Source organism: Actinomadura rugatobispora (assembly GCF_055379765.1).
Genome location: NZ_AP029191.1, coordinates 4813758 through 4830595 on the forward strand (window position 1 = coordinate 4813758; position 16838 = coordinate 4830595).

Annotated in this window: 17 protein-coding genes and 1 tRNA gene; 9 read left to right on the plus strand and 9 right to left on the minus strand. The window is 71.7% G+C overall.

Annotated features, from left to right (window positions below; all coding sequences use genetic code 11):
* Window positions 1–3 precede the first annotated feature (3 nt).
* The 4 genes from ACZ466_RS21300 (at window position 4) to ACZ466_RS21315 (ending at window position 4554) form a co-directional block, all read left to right on the plus strand.
* On the plus strand, window positions 4–990 hold the full coding sequence (locus ACZ466_RS21300) for an NAD(P)-dependent alcohol dehydrogenase (RefSeq protein WP_378280459.1): 987 nt from the start codon (window positions 4–6) through the stop codon (window positions 988–990).
* A gap of 584 nt (window positions 991–1574) precedes the next feature.
* Window positions 1575–2123 (plus strand): TetR/AcrR family transcriptional regulator, encoded by a 549-nt coding sequence (locus ACZ466_RS21305; RefSeq protein WP_378280461.1) that lies wholly within the window; start codon window positions 1575–1577, stop codon window positions 2121–2123.
* A gap of 120 nt (window positions 2124–2243) precedes the next feature.
* Window positions 2244–3812 carry a hypothetical protein gene (locus tag ACZ466_RS21310; RefSeq protein ID WP_378280463.1) on the plus strand — a complete coding sequence of 523 codons (1569 nt, stop codon included), beginning with the start codon at window positions 2244–2246 and terminating at the stop codon, window positions 3810–3812.
* Between the two features lie 451 nt (window positions 3813–4263).
* Entirely contained in the window at window positions 4264–4554 is a 291-nt protein-coding gene (locus ACZ466_RS21315; RefSeq protein ID WP_378280465.1) for a hypothetical protein, read from the plus strand.
* 298 nt (window positions 4555–4852) lie between these two features.
* Here ACZ466_RS21315 and ACZ466_RS21320 read toward each other — a convergent pair whose 3' ends face one another.
* From ACZ466_RS21320 to ACZ466_RS21335, 4 genes are all read right to left on the minus strand, one after another.
* Window positions 4853–5275, minus strand: coding sequence for a roadblock/LC7 domain-containing protein (locus tag ACZ466_RS21320; protein WP_378280467.1), 423 nt, complete (start codon window positions 5273–5275; stop codon window positions 4853–4855).
* A gap of 321 nt (window positions 5276–5596) precedes the next feature.
* Window positions 5597–5669 (minus strand) — tRNA-Ala (locus ACZ466_RS21325).
* A 19-nt stretch (window positions 5670–5688) separates the two neighbouring features.
* Window positions 5689–6444 carry an HAD family hydrolase gene (locus ACZ466_RS21330; RefSeq protein WP_378280468.1) on the minus strand — a complete coding sequence of 252 codons (756 nt, stop codon included), beginning with the start codon at window positions 6442–6444 and terminating at the stop codon, window positions 5689–5691.
* A 55-nt stretch (window positions 6445–6499) separates the two neighbouring features.
* Complete coding sequence (locus tag ACZ466_RS21335; protein ID WP_211245696.1) at window positions 6500–6619, minus strand: DLW-39 family protein; 120 nt, start codon at window positions 6617–6619, stop codon at window positions 6500–6502.
* Window positions 6620–6857: 238 nt separating this feature from the next.
* Between ACZ466_RS21335 and ACZ466_RS21340 the strand changes: the two genes are divergently transcribed.
* The 4 genes from ACZ466_RS21340 to ACZ466_RS21355 all read left to right on the plus strand — a co-directional run bounded on the left by ACZ466_RS21340 (window position 6858) and on the right by ACZ466_RS21355 (window position 11790).
* Window positions 6858–7070: a hypothetical protein gene (locus ACZ466_RS21340; RefSeq protein WP_378280470.1), complete on the plus strand. Its 213-nt coding sequence runs from the start codon at window positions 6858–6860 to the stop codon at window positions 7068–7070.
* Window positions 7071–7947: 877 nt separating this feature from the next.
* Window positions 7948–8757 carry an SDR family NAD(P)-dependent oxidoreductase gene (locus tag ACZ466_RS21345; protein ID WP_378280472.1) on the plus strand — a complete coding sequence of 270 codons (810 nt, stop codon included), beginning with the start codon at window positions 7948–7950 and terminating at the stop codon, window positions 8755–8757.
* 118 nt (window positions 8758–8875) lie between these two features.
* A complete protein-coding gene (locus ACZ466_RS21350; protein ID WP_378280474.1) occupies window positions 8876–9745 on the plus strand; it encodes an aldo/keto reductase in 870 nt (289 codons plus the stop codon).
* A gap of 182 nt (window positions 9746–9927) precedes the next feature.
* Window positions 9928–11790, plus strand: a complete 1863-nt coding sequence (locus ACZ466_RS21355; protein ID WP_378280476.1) for a M64 family metallopeptidase — start codon at window positions 9928–9930, stop codon at window positions 11788–11790.
* Window positions 11791–11792: 2 nt separating this feature from the next.
* Here ACZ466_RS21355 and ACZ466_RS21360 read toward each other — a convergent pair whose 3' ends face one another.
* From ACZ466_RS21360 to ACZ466_RS21375, 4 genes are all read right to left on the minus strand, one after another.
* The gene (locus ACZ466_RS21360) at window positions 11793–12770 is read right to left on the minus strand and encodes a DMT family transporter (RefSeq protein WP_378280478.1); all 978 of its coding nucleotides are present in this window, start codon (window positions 12768–12770) and stop codon (window positions 11793–11795) included.
* Window positions 12771–12834: 64 nt separating this feature from the next.
* Window positions 12835–13689 (minus strand): helix-turn-helix transcriptional regulator, encoded by an 855-nt coding sequence (locus ACZ466_RS21365; protein ID WP_378280480.1) that lies wholly within the window; start codon window positions 13687–13689, stop codon window positions 12835–12837.
* A gap of 61 nt (window positions 13690–13750) precedes the next feature.
* Window positions 13751–13984, minus strand: coding sequence for a hypothetical protein (locus tag ACZ466_RS21370; RefSeq protein ID WP_378280482.1), 234 nt, complete (start codon window positions 13982–13984; stop codon window positions 13751–13753).
* 84 nt (window positions 13985–14068) lie between these two features.
* Window positions 14069–14548: a MerR family transcriptional regulator gene (locus tag ACZ466_RS21375; protein ID WP_464043914.1), complete on the minus strand. Its 480-nt coding sequence runs from the start codon at window positions 14546–14548 to the stop codon at window positions 14069–14071.
* Between the two features lie 28 nt (window positions 14549–14576).
* On the opposite strand from ACZ466_RS21375, the gene ACZ466_RS21380 reads away from it, so the two are divergent.
* Window positions 14577–15344 carry a methyltransferase domain-containing protein gene (locus ACZ466_RS21380; protein ID WP_378280486.1) on the plus strand — a complete coding sequence of 256 codons (768 nt, stop codon included), beginning with the start codon at window positions 14577–14579 and terminating at the stop codon, window positions 15342–15344.
* A gap of 749 nt (window positions 15345–16093) precedes the next feature.
* Here the strand turns inward: ACZ466_RS21380 and ACZ466_RS21385 are convergent.
* Window positions 16094–16828 (minus strand): TetR/AcrR family transcriptional regulator, encoded by a 735-nt coding sequence (locus ACZ466_RS21385; protein WP_378280488.1) that lies wholly within the window; start codon window positions 16826–16828, stop codon window positions 16094–16096.
* Window positions 16829–16838: the final 10 nt, after the last annotated feature.

A 16838-nucleotide genomic window follows, 5' to 3' on the forward strand; every position in this document is an offset into this window, starting at 1 on the left:
ACCATGACGAAGACGACGATGATCGCGATCGCCCGCGACACCTACTGCGCACCGGCGCAGCTCCAGTTGCGCGACATGGCCGTGCCGACCATCGGCGCCGACGATGTGCTCGTTCGCGTTGAGGCCGCCGGCGTCGACCAGGGTGTGTGGCACGTCATCACCGGCCTGCCCTACGTGGTGCGCGCCGCCGGTTTCGGGCTGCGCCGGCCCAAGAACCCCGTCCCGGGCATGGACGTCGCCGGCCGCGTCGCAGCCGTCGGCGCCAACGTCACCCGGTTCCGTCCCGGCGACGAGGTCTTCGGCACCTGTGACGGTGCGTACGCCGAGTACGCCCGCGCCCACCAGGACAAGCTCGCCCCCAAACCGGCCTCCCTCACCTTCGCCCAGGCCGCCACCGTGCCCATCTCCGCCTGCGCCGCCCTCCAGGGACTGCGCGACGCCGGCCGGCTCACCGCCGGGCAAAGGGTCCTCGTCACCGGCGCCGGCGGCGGCGTGGGCAGCTTCGCCGTCCAGCTCGCCAAGGCCTATGACGCCCAGGTCACCGGCGTGTGCCGCACCGCGAAGACGGACATGGTCCGCTCCCTCGGCGCCGACCGCGTCATCGACCACACCCGCGAGGACTTCACCACTGGCACCGACCGGTACGACCTCATACTCGACACGGCCGGCAACCGCCCCCTGACCCGGCTACGCCGCGCCCTCGCCCCCCGCGGCACACTCGTCATCGTCGGCGGGCCAGGAGGCGGACGGGTGCTCCAGGGCGCCGACCGCCAGATCCGGGCGAAGCTGCTGTCGCCCTTCGTCGGCCAGCGCCTGGCCGGCCTCATGTCCACCGAGCCCGCCGCCGACCTGCACACCCTGGCCGACCTCATCGACTCCGGCGCCCTCACCCCGGCCCTCGACCGCACCTACCCCCTCGCCCGAACCTCCGACGCCATCGACTACCTCAAGACCGGCCAACCCGCCGGCAAGATCGCGATCACCATCTGACCCCCGCCCACCGCGTGGTCGGCCCACCACAACACCACGAATATCCGCCCATGTTCGCGACCCAAAGCGTCGACTCGCACAGGTACGGCTCCGACGGCGGCGAGTGATCGATCGCTTGAGTCATCTCATGAGGCGCGATCGTGATGGCGAGGCAGGCTCTAGACGGGATTGGTCTTGGCTGATGGCGGCGGTCTGTTGGGGCTTATCGGCCATCGGGGGTTCAAATCTCCGATCCTCCGCTTCTGAACGGCGGGGATGCGTCGCACGACGCATCCCCGCCGTTCGCGTTCCAGGCCGAAACGGGCCCAGGACCGACGGCCACCCGGCCGAGGCTGGATCCGCACGCATGGAGACGGCGAGATAGTCGCGGGACCGCTCACGGCTGATCTCTGCACTGGGCGGCGTCGTCGTCGAAGGTGAATGGGAAGGTCTTCCACCGGCGTCCGGTCGATTCGGCGGTGCTCATCTACGCTGACGGCGCGTAGCGGCATTTTCGGATGATGGGAAGGTCTATGACGTCTGGGGTGGGCCGTGGCCCGTATGCGAAGTCGGCGGCCATTCGGCGGCGGGTGGTGGAGGCGTGTGTGGACGCCTTCGCCCAGACCGGCTTCTACGGCGCCACGATGAAGGACGTCGCCAGGCGCGCGGGCATCAGTTACACCGGGCTGATGCACCACTTCCCGAGCAAGGAGGATCTGCTGATCGCGGTGCTGGAGTTCCGCGGCGAGCAGAGCACCCGCCTGATGGAGGCGGCCGGCGCCCGCGATCCCGTCGGGCAGCCGCTGAAGGCGCTTGAGGGCCTGCTCGCGGTGAGCGCCGACAACTCGCTGAGCCCGGGTCTGCTGGAGCTGCACTGTGTCATTTCGGGTGAGGCCACCTCGCCGGAGCATCCCGCCCACGCCTACTACACCGAGCGCTACCGGAAGCTCCGCCAGTTCTTCACCGCCGCCTTCACCGCCTTGGGGGAGCGCGGCGAACTGCGTTCGCCCGTCCCGGCGGAGACTCTGGCCACCATGACGCTCGCCCTGCTCAACGGCCTGCAGGCCCAGTGGCTCTACGACCGCGACACCGTCGACATCCAGGGCGGTCTGCGCGCCTTCCTGGCCTCCGTCGTGCCGGCCCTGGCCGAGTGACCGCGCCGGAATACCGCTGTTTGTTGTTGAGAGGAGGATTCTTGACAGACGAAAATTGTACTGCAACCCTACTTTGAGCCGCCGTGACACGGGTCACAGAGGGCTGGAGGAGGGTGATGCATGTCGAACCTGACGTGGCCGCGCGTCCTGGGGATACCTCTGCTCGGCGTCCTGCTGGCGAGCAGCGCCCTGGCAAGTCTCGAGCCCCCTGCCAGGGCCGACGCGCATGATTCGGCCCCTGCGAGGGTGTCGGTTGACTTCGGGCTCGAGCAGGGCGGGCTGTCACGTCCAGAGAGGTACAACAACTTCGGCAACGTCACCGCCTGGCCCCAGCAACGTCCCGGGGACGTCGAGTTCTTCAACAAGCAGGGGCTGCACGGCGACATCTACCGGGTCTGGCTCAGCAGCCCCAACGCTCCCGCCGAGGACAACCTGTTCAACCAGTGCGACCTGGCGGCCGGAACCTGCGACTTCTCCAGGCTGGACGCCTACCTCACCCAGGCGAGCACCGTGTCCGACTCGGTGCTGGTGAACCTCAATCCGACCGACTTCGTCCAGGGCACGAGGCCGTTCAAGGATCTCCAGCCGCTGTTGGAGTTGATGGTCGGGAGCCTGAAGAAGAAGTACCCCCGGGTCAAGTACGTCGAGGTGTTCAACGAGCCCGACTGGCAGTTCCACGGCCAGGAGCGAAAGCAAGGACGACCGGCAGACCAGACCACACTGCAGCCGACCGGGCTCTACCGCTTCTACCGGCCGTTCTACGAGGCCGTCCACAAGGTCAACAAGGGACTCCGGCGCGCCGACCGGCTTCAGGTGGGCGGACCGGCGCTGATGTTCATGGATCCCAAGTGGCTGCAGCCGTTCCTGGACGGCTACGCCGCCGACCGCGACCCCCGCAAGCGCCTGGACTTCCTCTCTTACCACTCCTACCTGAAGTGGGACGACGACTACCAGGTGCCCACGCTCTACAGCAAGGATCTGCGGGTGGTGGGCTCGGACCGGGCAACCGTCCGGGCGTGGCTGAAGAAGCGCCGCCTGCCCACCGGCATTCCGAGCTTCGTCACCGAGACCGGGATCTATCCCGGTCCCTCGTTCGACGAGCCCGACCCCAAGAACGACTATCTCCGGCAGGCGGCCGGCCTGGCGACCTACGGCTACCTGTACGCCGGCCAGCCCGACACCTACATGTTCAACTGGTGCGTCCGGCACCGGGTGGAGGAACGCAAGGACCAGCTGGTCACCCGGAATCCCGGCGGGCCGGCCACCGACACCTTCACGCCCTACGGGAACATGATGCTGATGCAGTCCAAGATGAAGGACACCCGGGTGTCCGCCGTCTCGGACGGCCGGAAAGGCGACGCGGGCGAGAAGGGCGACAACGGCGTCTACGCCATCGCCTCCAAGGACGGGACCGGCGCGTCGCTGATGGTCTGGAACTGGCAGCACACCCACGCCGACAGCTACAGGACCACCATCGACATGTCCCGCCTGCCCTCCAAGCTGAGGCACGGGCCCGTCCGCCAGCGCATGTACCGGATCGACCAGACCACCAGCAACTACTTCACCGACCCCGCCAGGGCCGGCCTCCAACTCGTCGACGAGAAGATCGTCGCCCCCGGCACGACCCACACCCAGACCGTCGACCTGGGCCCCAACGCGATCTATCTGGTCCTCCTCGACCCCGCGTAATGCCGGCCCCCCAGGGAGTGAACGTCTGTGTGCGTGCGCTCCCTGGGGCGGTCAGTCGGTGGTGAACTTTGCGCTGGAGACGATTCGGTTCATCGTGTCCTCGTGGCAGTGGCCCGGGGCGCGGAAGAGGATGAGGAACGCGGTCGGCGAGTCGGCACGTGGGACGAGGTAGGTCCGGACGTGCAGACGCGCTCCCTGGCGGGGTCGCTCAGGACGCCGTCCAGCCTGAGTCCCGGGCGCCCGCCGACGGTCTGTGCGGCGATGGGCTTCATTCATTGCTGACCGTGCCCGGGAGCAGGTACCGCATGTTCTGCTGTATTCCGGCCGGTTCAGTGGCGCTCGCGTGTGACTCACCCCGGCGAAGAGTCCTTGGGCGTTGCCGGAGTCACCGCGTATGGGGTCGTTGACGGCCGTCCGGTCCGCGGTGATCGGCGTCCGGAACAGTTCCTCGATGCGTGCCGCTACGGCGTACTCGTCGGAGTCGTGCGCGGAACGGACGGCGGCCGTCGCGGTGACGGCAACACCGTCGGGCGTCGCGCTGAATCCGCTGCCGGTGGCCAGCGGCTCCCGCGTTACCTGTCTCAGCTGGGTGATCCAGCAGCGTGATGCCGACCTTGGCTGCGGCATCGTCCCGTACCACACCGAGGGTGACCCGGTCGGTGGAGCCGCTCAGGTGCGGGTGGGCGCCGGTCGTGGTTCCGTTGAAGAAACCGGGACATGCCATCGTGACCACAGCCGGTGAGAATGAGGGCTTTTGTCAGGCATTGTCCCCTTGTTGCGTTGGCAGGCCGTCCGGTCAGCGGCGGGAGCTTGGCGAGGGTGGACGGCGGGTTCCTGCTCCTCCGGCGTTACGGGCGGTCCATCTCTTCGTTCAATTCGGGAGGGCGAGTTCGGCGGCGATGGCCGTGCGCCGGTCTCCCGGCCCCGGACGTCGGAATTGACGACGAGCGGCACGAGATATTGACACGAGGTGACAATAGGGTCGGCGCACATTGGCGCATGAACGCGTGCCCTCATCATCCGCGCGCAATTGCGCGCGGTCAGGCGGGTGCCGTGCCGCGGGCCCGGGACGGGGAGGTGAGGTGCTCGCCCAGGCCGCCGACCATCACGGTCATCTCGTACGCGACCACGCCTACGTCGGCTTCCGCGTCGCTCAGGACCGCCAGGCAGGCGCCGGAGCCGGCGGTCGTCACCAGCAGGAATCCCGACTCCATCTCGACGATGGTCTGCCGGACCGGGCCGTCGCCGTACCGTTCGCCCGCGCTCTTGGCCAGGCTCTGGATTCCGGCGGCCACCGCCGCCAGGTGCTCGCCGTCGTCCTTGGGGAGGTCGTACGAGGAGCCCATCAGCAGCCCGTCCGCCGAAAGCACGATGGCGTGCAGGACGTGCGGCAGCCGGCGGACCAGATCGTCCAGCAGCCAGCTCAGGTCGGCCGCGGTACCGGGCTTCTCGGTCACGTTCATCCTCACCTTCTGCCGGGTGGTGGGGTGGGGGCTTGTTCCGCCCCACCCTTTCAGTTGCCGGACGGGAACGGGAGGGGTAGCAAAAAGGGGTATCAGATCACGTATTTACCGACAGCCCAGAAGTCGGCCATGCATGCAGGAGATTGCCGTACCGGTTTTAACCGGACACATACAGTGGCGAGTCGATCGTCGGAGGGCGTCCCAGGATAATGACCGCTCGAATTATTCGAGAAGTGTGCATTGCGCGGACGCCAAGTCGCCATGCGAGGCGCGGTGAGCGAGAACCGGGCGCTGAGCCGCGGCGGGCCGACGCGGGTGTTGTGGAGCCATGGGGAGTCGAACCCCAGACCTCCGCCTTGCAAGGGCGGCGCTCTACCAACTGAGCTATGACCCCGGGACGTGTCCCCTAGAGGCTATCGCACCGTGTGGTGCGTATCGGGCGGCGCGGACGGAGGCGAGAGCGCGGACGAGGACACGGGCAGGAAGAGGTCCGGGAACTCCTTCACGCTGCCCAGGACGTGCGTCGCCCCCGCGCCCAGGAGCTGGTCCTGGGAATGCGCACCGGTCAGCACCCCCGCCACGATCGACGCCCCGGCACGCCGTCCGGAGAGGACGTCGTTGTCGGTGTCGCCGCAGACCGCGATGTGCCGGACGTCGTCCACGCCCAGCCGCAGCGCGGCGGACAGGATGAGGTCCGGGTACGGGCGCCCCCGGCCCGAGCCGCCCCCGTCCTCGGGACAGAGGGCGAGATCGACCCGCCCCCACCAGCCAAGGGTGTCCAGCACCCGGCCAAGGGTGCGGCGACTGAACCCCGTCGTCAGGCAGACGCGCACCCCGGCGCCGCTGAGCCGCTCGATGGCGGCCTCGGCGCCGGGCACGGGAGCCAGTCCGCGGCGGTCGACGACCAGGTCGTAGGACCGTTCGAACGACAGGTTCGCGGCCTGCGCCCGGGGCTCGTCCCCCGCGAACAGGGCCCGGAAGATCTCGATCTTCTGGCGGCCGCGGAACTCGCGGACGCGCGCCATCGCACGCGTGTGCGCCGCGGTTCCAGCAACGACTCCGACGGTCGCGATCGCCTCGGCGAAGGCCGTCTCCACGGCATCGCCGTCGACGAGCGTGGTCCCGGCGAGATCGAGGCAGGCGATGGTGATCCGCTCCGCACCGGTCACGCCGGGCCCTCCCTCGAAGTCGGTCTCCCGTTCGCGGCGGGAGCGCTCCGGCGCGTCAGCTGTCGGTGGACGTGGCCTCGGTCCACAGGTCGAGCTCGGCACGGTCCTGCTGGAGCCGACGCCAGACAACGAAGCCACCGAGAGCGACAACAGCGAGAACAAGCAGCTTCTTCACGGTGGGGACCCCTTCACCTCGACTATGAAGCCAAGCCCGGGGACGTTCGGATCATTTGATGCTCCCCCAGGCTCTCCGCAGCCTAGCAACCGATGCCGGGCGGTCCGCACCCCGATCGTGTTATCGGACCGATCGTCCAAATTCGCCGGACGAGTGTGATGGGGAACACTGGATGGTGCGGATGCTGTGACCGTTCCGTCATCTCGCCGGGGACGCCGATCGGACGGATAATCCAAGTATGGGCGCACAGGATGACTTCGCCCTCTGGGAGCGGGAGCTGGAGCCTCCGCGCCCGCCCGGGAGCGACGGGAGCGGGCGCGGCATGGTGCTCGTCGCGGCCCTGACCGCTGCCGGCTGCACCGCCCTCATCACGCTCGGCCAGGTACCGCTCGGCGCCGCCGGGCTGGTGCTCTCGTCGCTGGTCCTGCTGCTCTGGCGCGCCGGCATGTGAGGTCCGTCCCGTTCCGACGGGGTGGACGCCGCGGTTTGGGGGATCGGTGGTGTTCGCCGGCCGTCAGGCGGGTTCGTTCCTGCCCTGCCACGAGGGCTTCCTTGCGTTGCGGGACGTTCCGGCGACCGGAAGTCAAGATCATTTCAAGCTTGCGGCGACGGCGCGCTGAACCGTGTCGCGAACCGACTCGAGCCGACACCGCCCCCCCCACCCGGCGAATGCCGTACGGGCCAGGTCTTCGGCACCTGAGTCTTCGGCGTTCTCACCTCGACGCCCGCCGTCCGAGGCCTGTCGCCCCTGCTCCTTCGTCCGGCGTCCGGCGTCCGGCGCCCTCCGTTCTTCCTCTGGCGCCAGGTCTTCGGTGCCCGCCGTCTGGCGCCCGGACCTTCGGCGCCCAAAGCCCCGGCGCCCGCCGCCCGGCGGACGGCGGACGGCGGACGGCGGACGGCGGACGGCGGACGGTGGACGGCGCCAAGACCTCGGTTCCCGAAGCTCGGGGCCCGTCGTCCATCGCCCGACGTCAGGTCTTCGATGCCCGCCTTCTGGCGCCCGGACCTTCGGCGCCCGCCGCCCGGCGGACGGCGCACGGCACCAAGACCTCGGTTCCCGAGCCCCGGGGCCCGTCGTCCGGCAACCGCCGTCCCTTGTCCAGCGCCGGGTCTTTGGGGGCTCGGGTCCTGCCGTCCGGCGCACGGGCCTCGGGGCCTGCCCTTCGGCGTCCGATGTCGTCGGTTCTGGTGCCTGGTGTTCGTACTTGGGGGATCGATGTCTGTTTGTCCTGGACGGGGGCCGTCCGGTTCCGGCCAGGGGTGCTTGGGTGGGCGGCCGCAGGCGATTCGTGTTCGGCCGTGGCGTCGGGCATGCGATCATCGCGGCCATGGAACTGCGCGGCAGCACGGCCCTGCTGACGGGGGCGACCGGCGGCATCGGGCAGGCGCTCGCCCTCGCGCTCGCGGCGCGCGGCGCCTCGGTGGTGCTCACCGGCAGGCGCGCCGACGTGCTGGAGCCGCTCGCCGAGAAGATCACCAAGCGGACCGGCGTGCGGGCCATCGCGCTCGCCGCCGATCTCGCCGATCGCGACGCGCCCGCGGATCTGCTGGAACGAGCCGGTGACATCGACGTCCTGGTGGCCAACGCGGCGCTGCCCGCCTCGGGGCTGCTCGCCGACTACAGCGTCACCGAGATCGACCGGGCGCTGGACGTCAACCTGCGGGCCCCCATCGTCATGGCCAAGCTCGCCGGTGAGCGGATGGCCGAGCGGCGCCGCGGCCATCTGGTCTTCATCTCCTCCCTCGCGGGGAAGACCGCGTCCGGACGGGCCGCGCTGTACAACGCCACGAAGTTCGGCATGCGCGGGTTCGCGTTGGGGCTGCGCGAGGATCTGCGCGAGCACGGTGTCGGGGTGTCGACGGTCTTCCCTGGCTTCATCCGGGACGCGGGGATGTTCGCGGACGCGGGCGTGACGCTGCCGCGCGGCGTGGGCACTCGTACGTCGCGGGACGTGGCGCGGGCGACCGTGCGGGCCGTCGAGAAGAACGTCGCCGAGATCGACGTGGCGCCGCTCGGGCTGCGCGTGGGGGCCTTGCTCGGCGGTGCCGCCCCGGCGCTGTCGGCGGCCGTGCAGCGCCGCGTCGGGGGCGACCGGGTCGCGCGCGGGCTGGCGGAAGGGCAGCGCGGCAAACGCTGATAACGGTGGCATTCTTCCCATCGCCGTCCGTTCTTCGCTCGGCCCGCCCGGGTCGCGGCCGGGCCGCGGGCCAGTGATCCAATGGATCGGCGAGAACGACTGCGATCCAGGAGCGACCATGAGCGATTCCCCTGTGCGTCCCGTCGCGAGCAGCGGCACGTTCGCCATCGGCGGCGATCTGCCGGTGCATCGGCTCGGGTACGGCGCGATGCAGATCACCGGTCCGGGCGTCTGGGGCGAGCCCCGTGACCGCGGCGAGGCGGTACGGGTGCTGCGGCGCGCCGTCGAGCTGGGCGTCACGCTGATCGACACCGCGGACTCCTACGGCCCGTTCGTGAGCGAGGACCTGATCGCCGAGGCGCTGCACCCGTACCCGGACGACCTGGTGATCGCCACCAAGGGCGGGTTCACCAGGACGGGCCCGGGCGAGTGGGTGCCGCTGGGACGGCCCGAGTACCTGCGGCAGTGCGTGGAGATGAGCCTGCGGCGGCTGCGGCTGGAGCGGATCGACCTCTACCAGCTGCACCGCATCGACCCCGAGGTGCCGTTGGACGAGCAGCTCGGCGTGCTGCGCGACATGCGGGACGAGGGGAAGATCCGCCACATCGGGCTCTCCGAGGTCACGGTGGACGAGCTGGAGCAGGCCCGCCGGCACGTCCCGATCGTGTCGGTGCAGAACCTCTACAACCTGACCAACCGCCAGTCGCAGGACGTCCTGGAACGGTGCGACGCGGAGGGGATCGCGTTCATCCCGTGGTTCCCGCTGGCGACGGGCAAGCTGGCCGAGCCGGGCGGGAAGCTCGCCGAGGCGGCGCGCCGCCATGACGCCACCCCGGCGCAGCTCGCGCTGGCCTGGCTGCTGCACCGTTCGCCGGTGATGCTGCCGATCCCTGGCACGTCCAAGGTCGGCCACCTCGAGGACAACGCGGCCGCGGCGAGCGTCTCCCTCTCCGGGGACGAGGTGGCTGAGCTGGAGAAGCTCGCCTGAAAGCCGGTGCTCCCGGACGGCTGACGCCGCCGGGCCGTGTTCTTCGTACGTTTTCGACGGCGACAGCACCGCGGTCTCCTGGCGATAATCCGGCTCAGTCCGCTTGATCAGCGGGCTGAGCCGGCGCGCCGTCCCCCCGGGCTGCCTCGCCCGCCGCGCGCCCCGACGCGAGGAGTGCGCGCATGCCGAGGGCGAAGAAGGCCAAGAGCGTCAGCACGATCGCCACCGCCGCCATGCTGCCGCTGGCGACGTTCACAGCGACGGGCGCCGCGGCCACCGTCCATACGGGCGGCCCCAGCACCACGGCCGCCGCGCAGGACGAGGGCGGTGCGGCCGAGGTCGTTCCGGTTCAGGTGACCGGGGATCCGGCCAGGCGGTTCAACCTGGTGGTCCTGGGCGACGGCTACACGTCCGCGGACATGCCGAGGTTCCGCGCCCACCTCGACAAGCACCTGAACGACCTGTGGACGATCGAGCCGTTCAAGTCGTACCGCGGCTATGTCAACGTCTACGCCGTCGAGATCACCTCCGGTGAGAGCGGGGTGAGCTGCGATCCCGGTCTGTCGTCGCCGCGCCGCACCACGCCGCTGGGCATGGCGTTCTGGGGCGGGTGCAAGGAGGCGGGGCCGCAGCGCCTGCTCACCATGAACTCGGCCGCCGCGAAGTCGTACGCCGACATGGTCCCCGGGACGACCTCCGCCAACCGGCAGATCCTCGCGCTGGCCAACAGCGACACCTACGGCGGCGCGGGCGGCACCTACGCCACCGCGTCCGGCGGGAACGCCCTGTCGGCGCTGATCACGCCGCACGAGCTGGGCCATTCGCTCGGGGGGCTGGACGACGAGTACGACTACTACCAGCGGGGCGTCCCGGGCGGCGCGTACGAGGGCGGCGAGCCCGACTCCGTCCATCACACCCTCCTCACCGAGCGGCAGATGAGGGAGCGGCGGACGAAGTGGTGGCGGTGGCTGGGCGAGCCGAGCGAGTCCGGGGGCCTGATCGGACGGTACGAGGGCGGCCTCTACAGCACCAGGGGCGTCTGGCGTCCGAGCCGGCACTCGATGATGAAGACGCTGGGCTACTACTTCGACCAGCCCGCGCGGGAGCGCATGACGCAGCGGATCTCCGCCAAGGTCGCCCTCGTCCAGGCGCACGCCCCGAACGACGCGCCCGTGGGCGCCGACCGGGTGCTGTGGCTGGAGACGGCGCATCCGACCGGTCACGAGCTGTCGATCTCCTGGGAGGTCGACGGCCGGGAGGTGCGGGCGGCGCGCGGCGCCCGCAATCTCGACCTGGCGCGGCTGCGACTCCGGCCCGGCGCGCACACGGTGAAGGCCACGGTCACCGACCCGACCGGGTTCGTCCGCGATCCGGCGATCCGCGCGTCGGCGGCGCTGACGCAGACCCGCGCGTGGAACGTGGACACGCGGGTGGAGACACCGCCGTCCGAGGTGCCGGTGGGCTTCGGCGCCTCGACGCCCACGGACCGCGCGGTGAGCACCGATGACGTGGTCCACGCCGAGACCACCCATCCCGTCCGGGAGGTCCCGCGGATCCGCTGGGAGATCGACGGGCGGGTGGTGCGCGGCGGCGAGCGCTCCGTGGACCTCGGCCGGCTCCGGCTCTCCCCCGGGACGCACCGCCTCACCGCCCGCGTGGGCGCCGGCGCGGTCCGCGAGTGGACGATCGACGCGCGGCGCCCGACGGTGGCCTACGAGCTGTCGCGGGCGTCCGAGATCCGGCGGCGGCCCGGGCACCCGCCCGAGTACGTCTTCGACGGGCCGTTCACCATGCGGCTGACCGCGTCCGACGACCGGCCGGGCACCGTGGTCGGCGAGTTCCGGGTGGACGGGGACGGCTGGTACAACTACTTCGGCTGGCCGACCGACTCCACGGCGCCGTTCCGCTTCACCGAGAAGGGGACGGTGATCGACCACCTGTCGTACGGCGGGATCGGCAAGGGCCGCCACACCATCGAGTACCGCGCCATCGACGCGTCCGGGAACGTCGGCGAGCCGCGGACGTTCATCGCCGTCCTCCGCTGAGGTCAGGCGTGCGGCTCGGCCCGGACCTCCTCCGACCGGCGCTCCGGTTCGGGCGGGAGGCCGGGTCGGCGGCGGCTGCCCGTGGCCAGGACGGAGCCGCAGAGGATCAGCACGAACGCGGCGGCGATCGTCCCGGTGAGCGGCTCGTCCAGGAACAGGACGCCCGCGGCCACCGCGACCGCCGGGTTCACGTAGGTGAAGACCATGGCCCGGGACGTCCCGACCTCGCGGATCAGCTCGAAGAACACCACGAACGCGAGCGCGGTGCAGACGATCCCGAGCCCGGCGAGCGCGGCCAGCACCGTCCCGTCCGGCATCGACTCCGGCCAGGTCGCGGCCGCGGGGGCGGCGTAGACGAGGGCGGCGAGGGTGAGGCACGCGACGGTCATCTGCAGGCTCGGGACCTCCCCCAGCCGCCGGGCCGCGATCATCGGGGCGATCGAGTAGCCCAGCACCACCAGCATGATCTCGCCGATCGCCCAGGCGCTGCCGCCTTCGAGATGCGGGGCCGCCAGCACGCCGACGCCGCCCAGCCCCAGCAGCAGCCCGGCCCAGCGCGCCGGGCCGAGCCGTTCGCCGGTACCGGCCGTCTCCTTGCCCCGCGCCCTCTCCCAGGTCTCCAGCAGCCGGGCCAGGACCAGTCCCGCGATCGGCACGGCGGCGATCAGCAGGCCGGTCATCGAGCTGGACAGGTGCCGTTCCGCGTCCGACAGCAGGGCCCACGGGCCGAGGATCTCCAGCGCGGCGAAGGCGAGGATCGGCCGCCAGTGGCGGCGCAGCGTCCCGAGTCCGCCCGCGCCCGGCCCGCCCGCGCCGCGCCGCACGACGAGGGGCAGCAGGACGGCGGCGCCCAGCGCGGTCCGGGCGAACACCAGGACGGGCACCGAGATCCCGCCCTCCACCGCCACCTTGATCATCAAATAGGGGATCCCCCACAGCACGCTCATCAGCGCGAACAGCACCCAGCCCCGACGACTCACCGGCTCCTCCATCGGCCTCCGGGCCCGGTTCCTCCGGATGCCCGGTCGTATCCGGTATGAGTCCTCAGTCTCGGATCGCGCGGCCGGTGCCGTCTTGAACGCTGTTGCGGTACGCGCCCGGCGTGACCCCCAGCACCCGCCTGAACCAGCGGGTCAGGTGGGCCTGGTCGGCGAACCCGACCCGGGCCGCCGCCTCGGCCGGGGGCAGGCCCGCGTCGAGCAGCGAGCGGGCGCGCGCCACCCGGTGCTGGGCCAGCCACGCGTACGGCGGCATGCCCATGATCTCCCGGAACCCGCGCAGCACCTGGTACCGCGACAGCCCCAGGTCGGCGGCCATCTCCTCAAGCGTCGGCGGGCCGGTGAGCTCGTCGGCGAGCCGGACCGACACCGTCCGGGCGATCCACGCCGCCGCCGTGTCGTGCCGCCGCCCGCCGAGCACGGCGGCGCCGGCGGACCGTCCGGCATGGCGCCGGACGAGAACGTCGAGCAGCGACAGCAGCATCGACTCGCCCTCCAGCGGCTCCGGCCGCGCGCCCTGACCGGGCCGCCGGGTGAGGGCGCGGTGCACGGTCCACATCCGGCGGGCCAGGTCGTCGTCCGCGATGATCGCGTCCCGGAAGTGCGGCAGCGCGCCGCGGCCGAGCTCGGCGAGGAGGCTGGGCGCCGGGTACAGGACGCGGTACGCGAAGCCCTGCTCGTTGGCGGGGCCGCCGGTGTGCGGCTCGCCTGGCTCGACGACCACCACGCTGCCGGGGCCGTTGTACCGGAGTTCGCCCCGGTAGCGGATGGCCTCCAGGCCGCCGGTGCACACGCCGATCGCGAACTCCTCGTGCGAGTGCGGCGCGTAGTGGCGGCGCCCGATGCGGGCGGCCATCAGGTCCAGGGGGAGGCCCTGGATGCCGTCGATCCGCGTCCACACCACCCGGTCCGCGACCGGCGCCGAGCGTTCCCCGCGTGCCGGCGTGGCTGGAACGGCCGGATCAGGCGGAGAAGAGGTGCCGGATCCGCCAGCGGTCCGCGTCACGGCTGAGCTCCGCGATCGCGACGCCGTCGTCCCCGTTGATCCTGACCCGGTAGACCAGCGCGTCCGGGGACGATCCGTACGTCTTCAGGACCTCGTCCACGGCGTAGCGCGAGCCCCGCCACTCGTACGCGGTGAGCCTGCCGGACGGGTCGTGCTCGGCCCGGATCGGCTCGTTCAGAAGGTGCCCCATGAGTCCGCGAGCCTAGCACCGATTCGAACTGATGTTCGCAGGTGGGGGGCCTTTTCCGGAGTGGGGCGGGGAGGAGGCGCGCTCTCACGGTAGGCCCGCGGGCCCGTGGGCGCCGAGCATTTGCGCGCCCGGGCGTGGCGCCGGGCGCGGCGGCGCGGGCGGCGCGGGCGGGCCCGTCCGCGCCCCGATCACGGACTGGACGTGGGCGCACCGGGTGAAGTCCTCGTGGTCGCAGTCCAGCGCGCATTCGATGATCTCGATCGCGGCGCGGGCCTCGGCGATTCGCCGCCGCAGTTCGTCCCGGCGGCGGCGCAGGACCTCGCGGCGCTCGGCGGGCGCGGCCGTGGCGAACATGGCGCGGATCTCCTCCAGCCCCAGCCCGGCCCCCTTGGCCCGCACGATCATCGCGATCCGGTAGAGGTCGCCGGTGCCGTACCGGCGCCGGTCCCCGGCGGCGCGGGCGGGCGCGAGCAGGCCCTCCGCCTCCCAGTGCCGCAGGACGTGGGGGGCCAGGCCGAAACGGGCGGCGGCCGCGCCGATGCTCATCCCGGGGCTTGACTTCATGTCGACATTAAGTCGCAGCATGTCCGCCATGTCCACTCCTGACCTCGACGATCTCGTCCGCCGGCTCGATCTGGCCGACGCCCGGCCCGACGCCGCCGCCCTCCGCGCCCGCTCGTACGACCTGCTCGGAAGCGCGGGCGTCCCGGCCTTGGGGACGAGGGTGGTGGACGTGGGGTGCGGCGCGGGCCGTGCCGTCGCCGAGCTCGCCGAGCGCGGCGTCCGGGCGATCGGCCTGGACGCCGACGAGCGGATGGTGGCGGCGGCGCGGCGGCGGTGGCCCGCGCACGCGGCGGCGTTCCGGGCCGGCGACGCGCTCGCGCTCCCGTTCGGGGACGGTGAACTCGGCGGCTACCGGGCCGACAAGGTCCTGCACGACCTGGCCGAGCCGGCGCGGGCGGTCGCCGAGGCGCGGCGCGTCCTGGAACCGGGCGGGCGCGCGGTCCTGACCGGGCAGGACTGGGACGCCATCGTGATCGACTCCGATCGGCCCGGCCTGACCCGCACCATCGTGCGCACCCGTGCCGGGCGGATCGCCTCGCCCCGCGCCGCCCGCGCCCATCGCGCGCTGCTGCTGGACGGCGGTTTCCGCGACGTGACCGTGGAGGCCCGCACCGCCGTGTTCACCGACGAGACGGCGCTTCCCCTGCTCGCCGCCGCCGCGGCGGCCTGCCGCGCGGCGAACGCGATCACGGACGAGGAGGCGGGCGCCTGGCTCGGCGAGCAGCGCGCACGGGCCCGGGCCGGCCGGCTGCTCGTCGCCGTCCCGATCTTCATGGCGGCCGGGACGCGTGCCTGAGACACTTCATCCACAGGCTGGGGGAAACGTGACGCACAGCCTGGAAGCCCTGCTCGGGGGCGTATCCGGTCCGTCACTCCACAGCGAAATCCCCAGGAAGCCAGGCTTTCCACGACCGCGGGCCCCGCCGCCCCGCCGCTTCACAGGAACGGCGCGGCCGTCGCCGTCGTCCACCGCAATCCACAGCCTGTGGATAACTATTGCGCACACCGTGTGAGTCATGGCCCGAAGGCGTCGTCCACCGGTCATCCCCATGCCTCCACATCCGGCCGGGACGCTTTTCCACGTCGTGGAGAACCCTCTGACCAGTGTCGAAAGCACACCGAGCGACGAGTTGCCCACAGGGCGTTCACACCCTGTGGGCAGTGCCGCTCCACAATGCCCCCAGGGCGGTGGATTGTCGTCGCCCACCGGTCTTCCCCAGCCGCGTCAACAACGGGCGCCCTGTGGGAAACACCCTCGCGGCATCCCCACCCCCGCTCCAGCCGACACACCGCCTCCCCGGCCGGGGCGACGGGGTCAGAACCTCCAGCGAGGGGGCGATTAGCGCTCGTCGACCGGGAACGCCGGCCCCTTGTCCGGGACGATCCCGAACAGCGCACACGAGGGCGGGCCGGCGGTCGGCGCCCCTCGGTGTCGTGGAAGGCGCCCGTACTTGGTCCCGTAGGCGTCGGCGGCCTGCCGGAGCCCGGCCTCATCGGCGACCCGGGCTGTCGCTGCGCCTGGTGACGGTGCGCCGGGGCAGCCCCTTACGGGCAGGCGGCGGCCACCAGGGCCTGGGCGCCCGCACGGGCGGCTGGGATGACATCGGGCACGGGCTCGGTGGACGCGGCCGACATCGCGCCGTCCAGCAACACCGTGAGCTGACGCGCGAGCAGCGCGGGATCGGCGGCCCCGGCCTTGGCGGCCAGCCCCTCCACCCACTCGCGCACGAGCCGCTTGTGCTCGATCGTCGCCTCATGCACGGGCGACCCGGGCTGCGACTCGCTCGCCGAGTTGATGAACGCACACCCCCGGAAGCTCCCCGCCGCCGCGCCGCGCGAGGCAGTGCCCTCCCTCAAGCCCTCAGCACCGCTGGGAGTCCCGCCATCGCGCGACGCGCCAACGCCGGTGGAGCGCTCCGCGTCCAAGGCCGCGGTGTCGGTAGGCGGGCTGGGGGCGCCGATGGCGTTGAACATGGCGGGCAGCTGGGCGCGCGGGTCGTCGCCTGCCGCGGCGGCCGCCTCGCGCAGCATGCGGCGCCATTTCTCATCGGCCTGCCGGAGGTAGGCGAGCACCAGTTCGTCCTTGGACCGGAAGTGCGCGTACAGCGTCGCCTTCGCCACCCCGGACTCGGCGATGATCCGGTCGATGCCGACGCCGCGGATTCCGTAGGTGTAGAAGAGGTCGGTCGCCGTCCGCAGGATGCGGTCGCGGGCCGGCTCGCGCGCGGACCTCTTGGTGGCGGCGCCGCCTCGCGCGCTCGTCCTGCCGGTGCCGGCCATGGAACCTCCC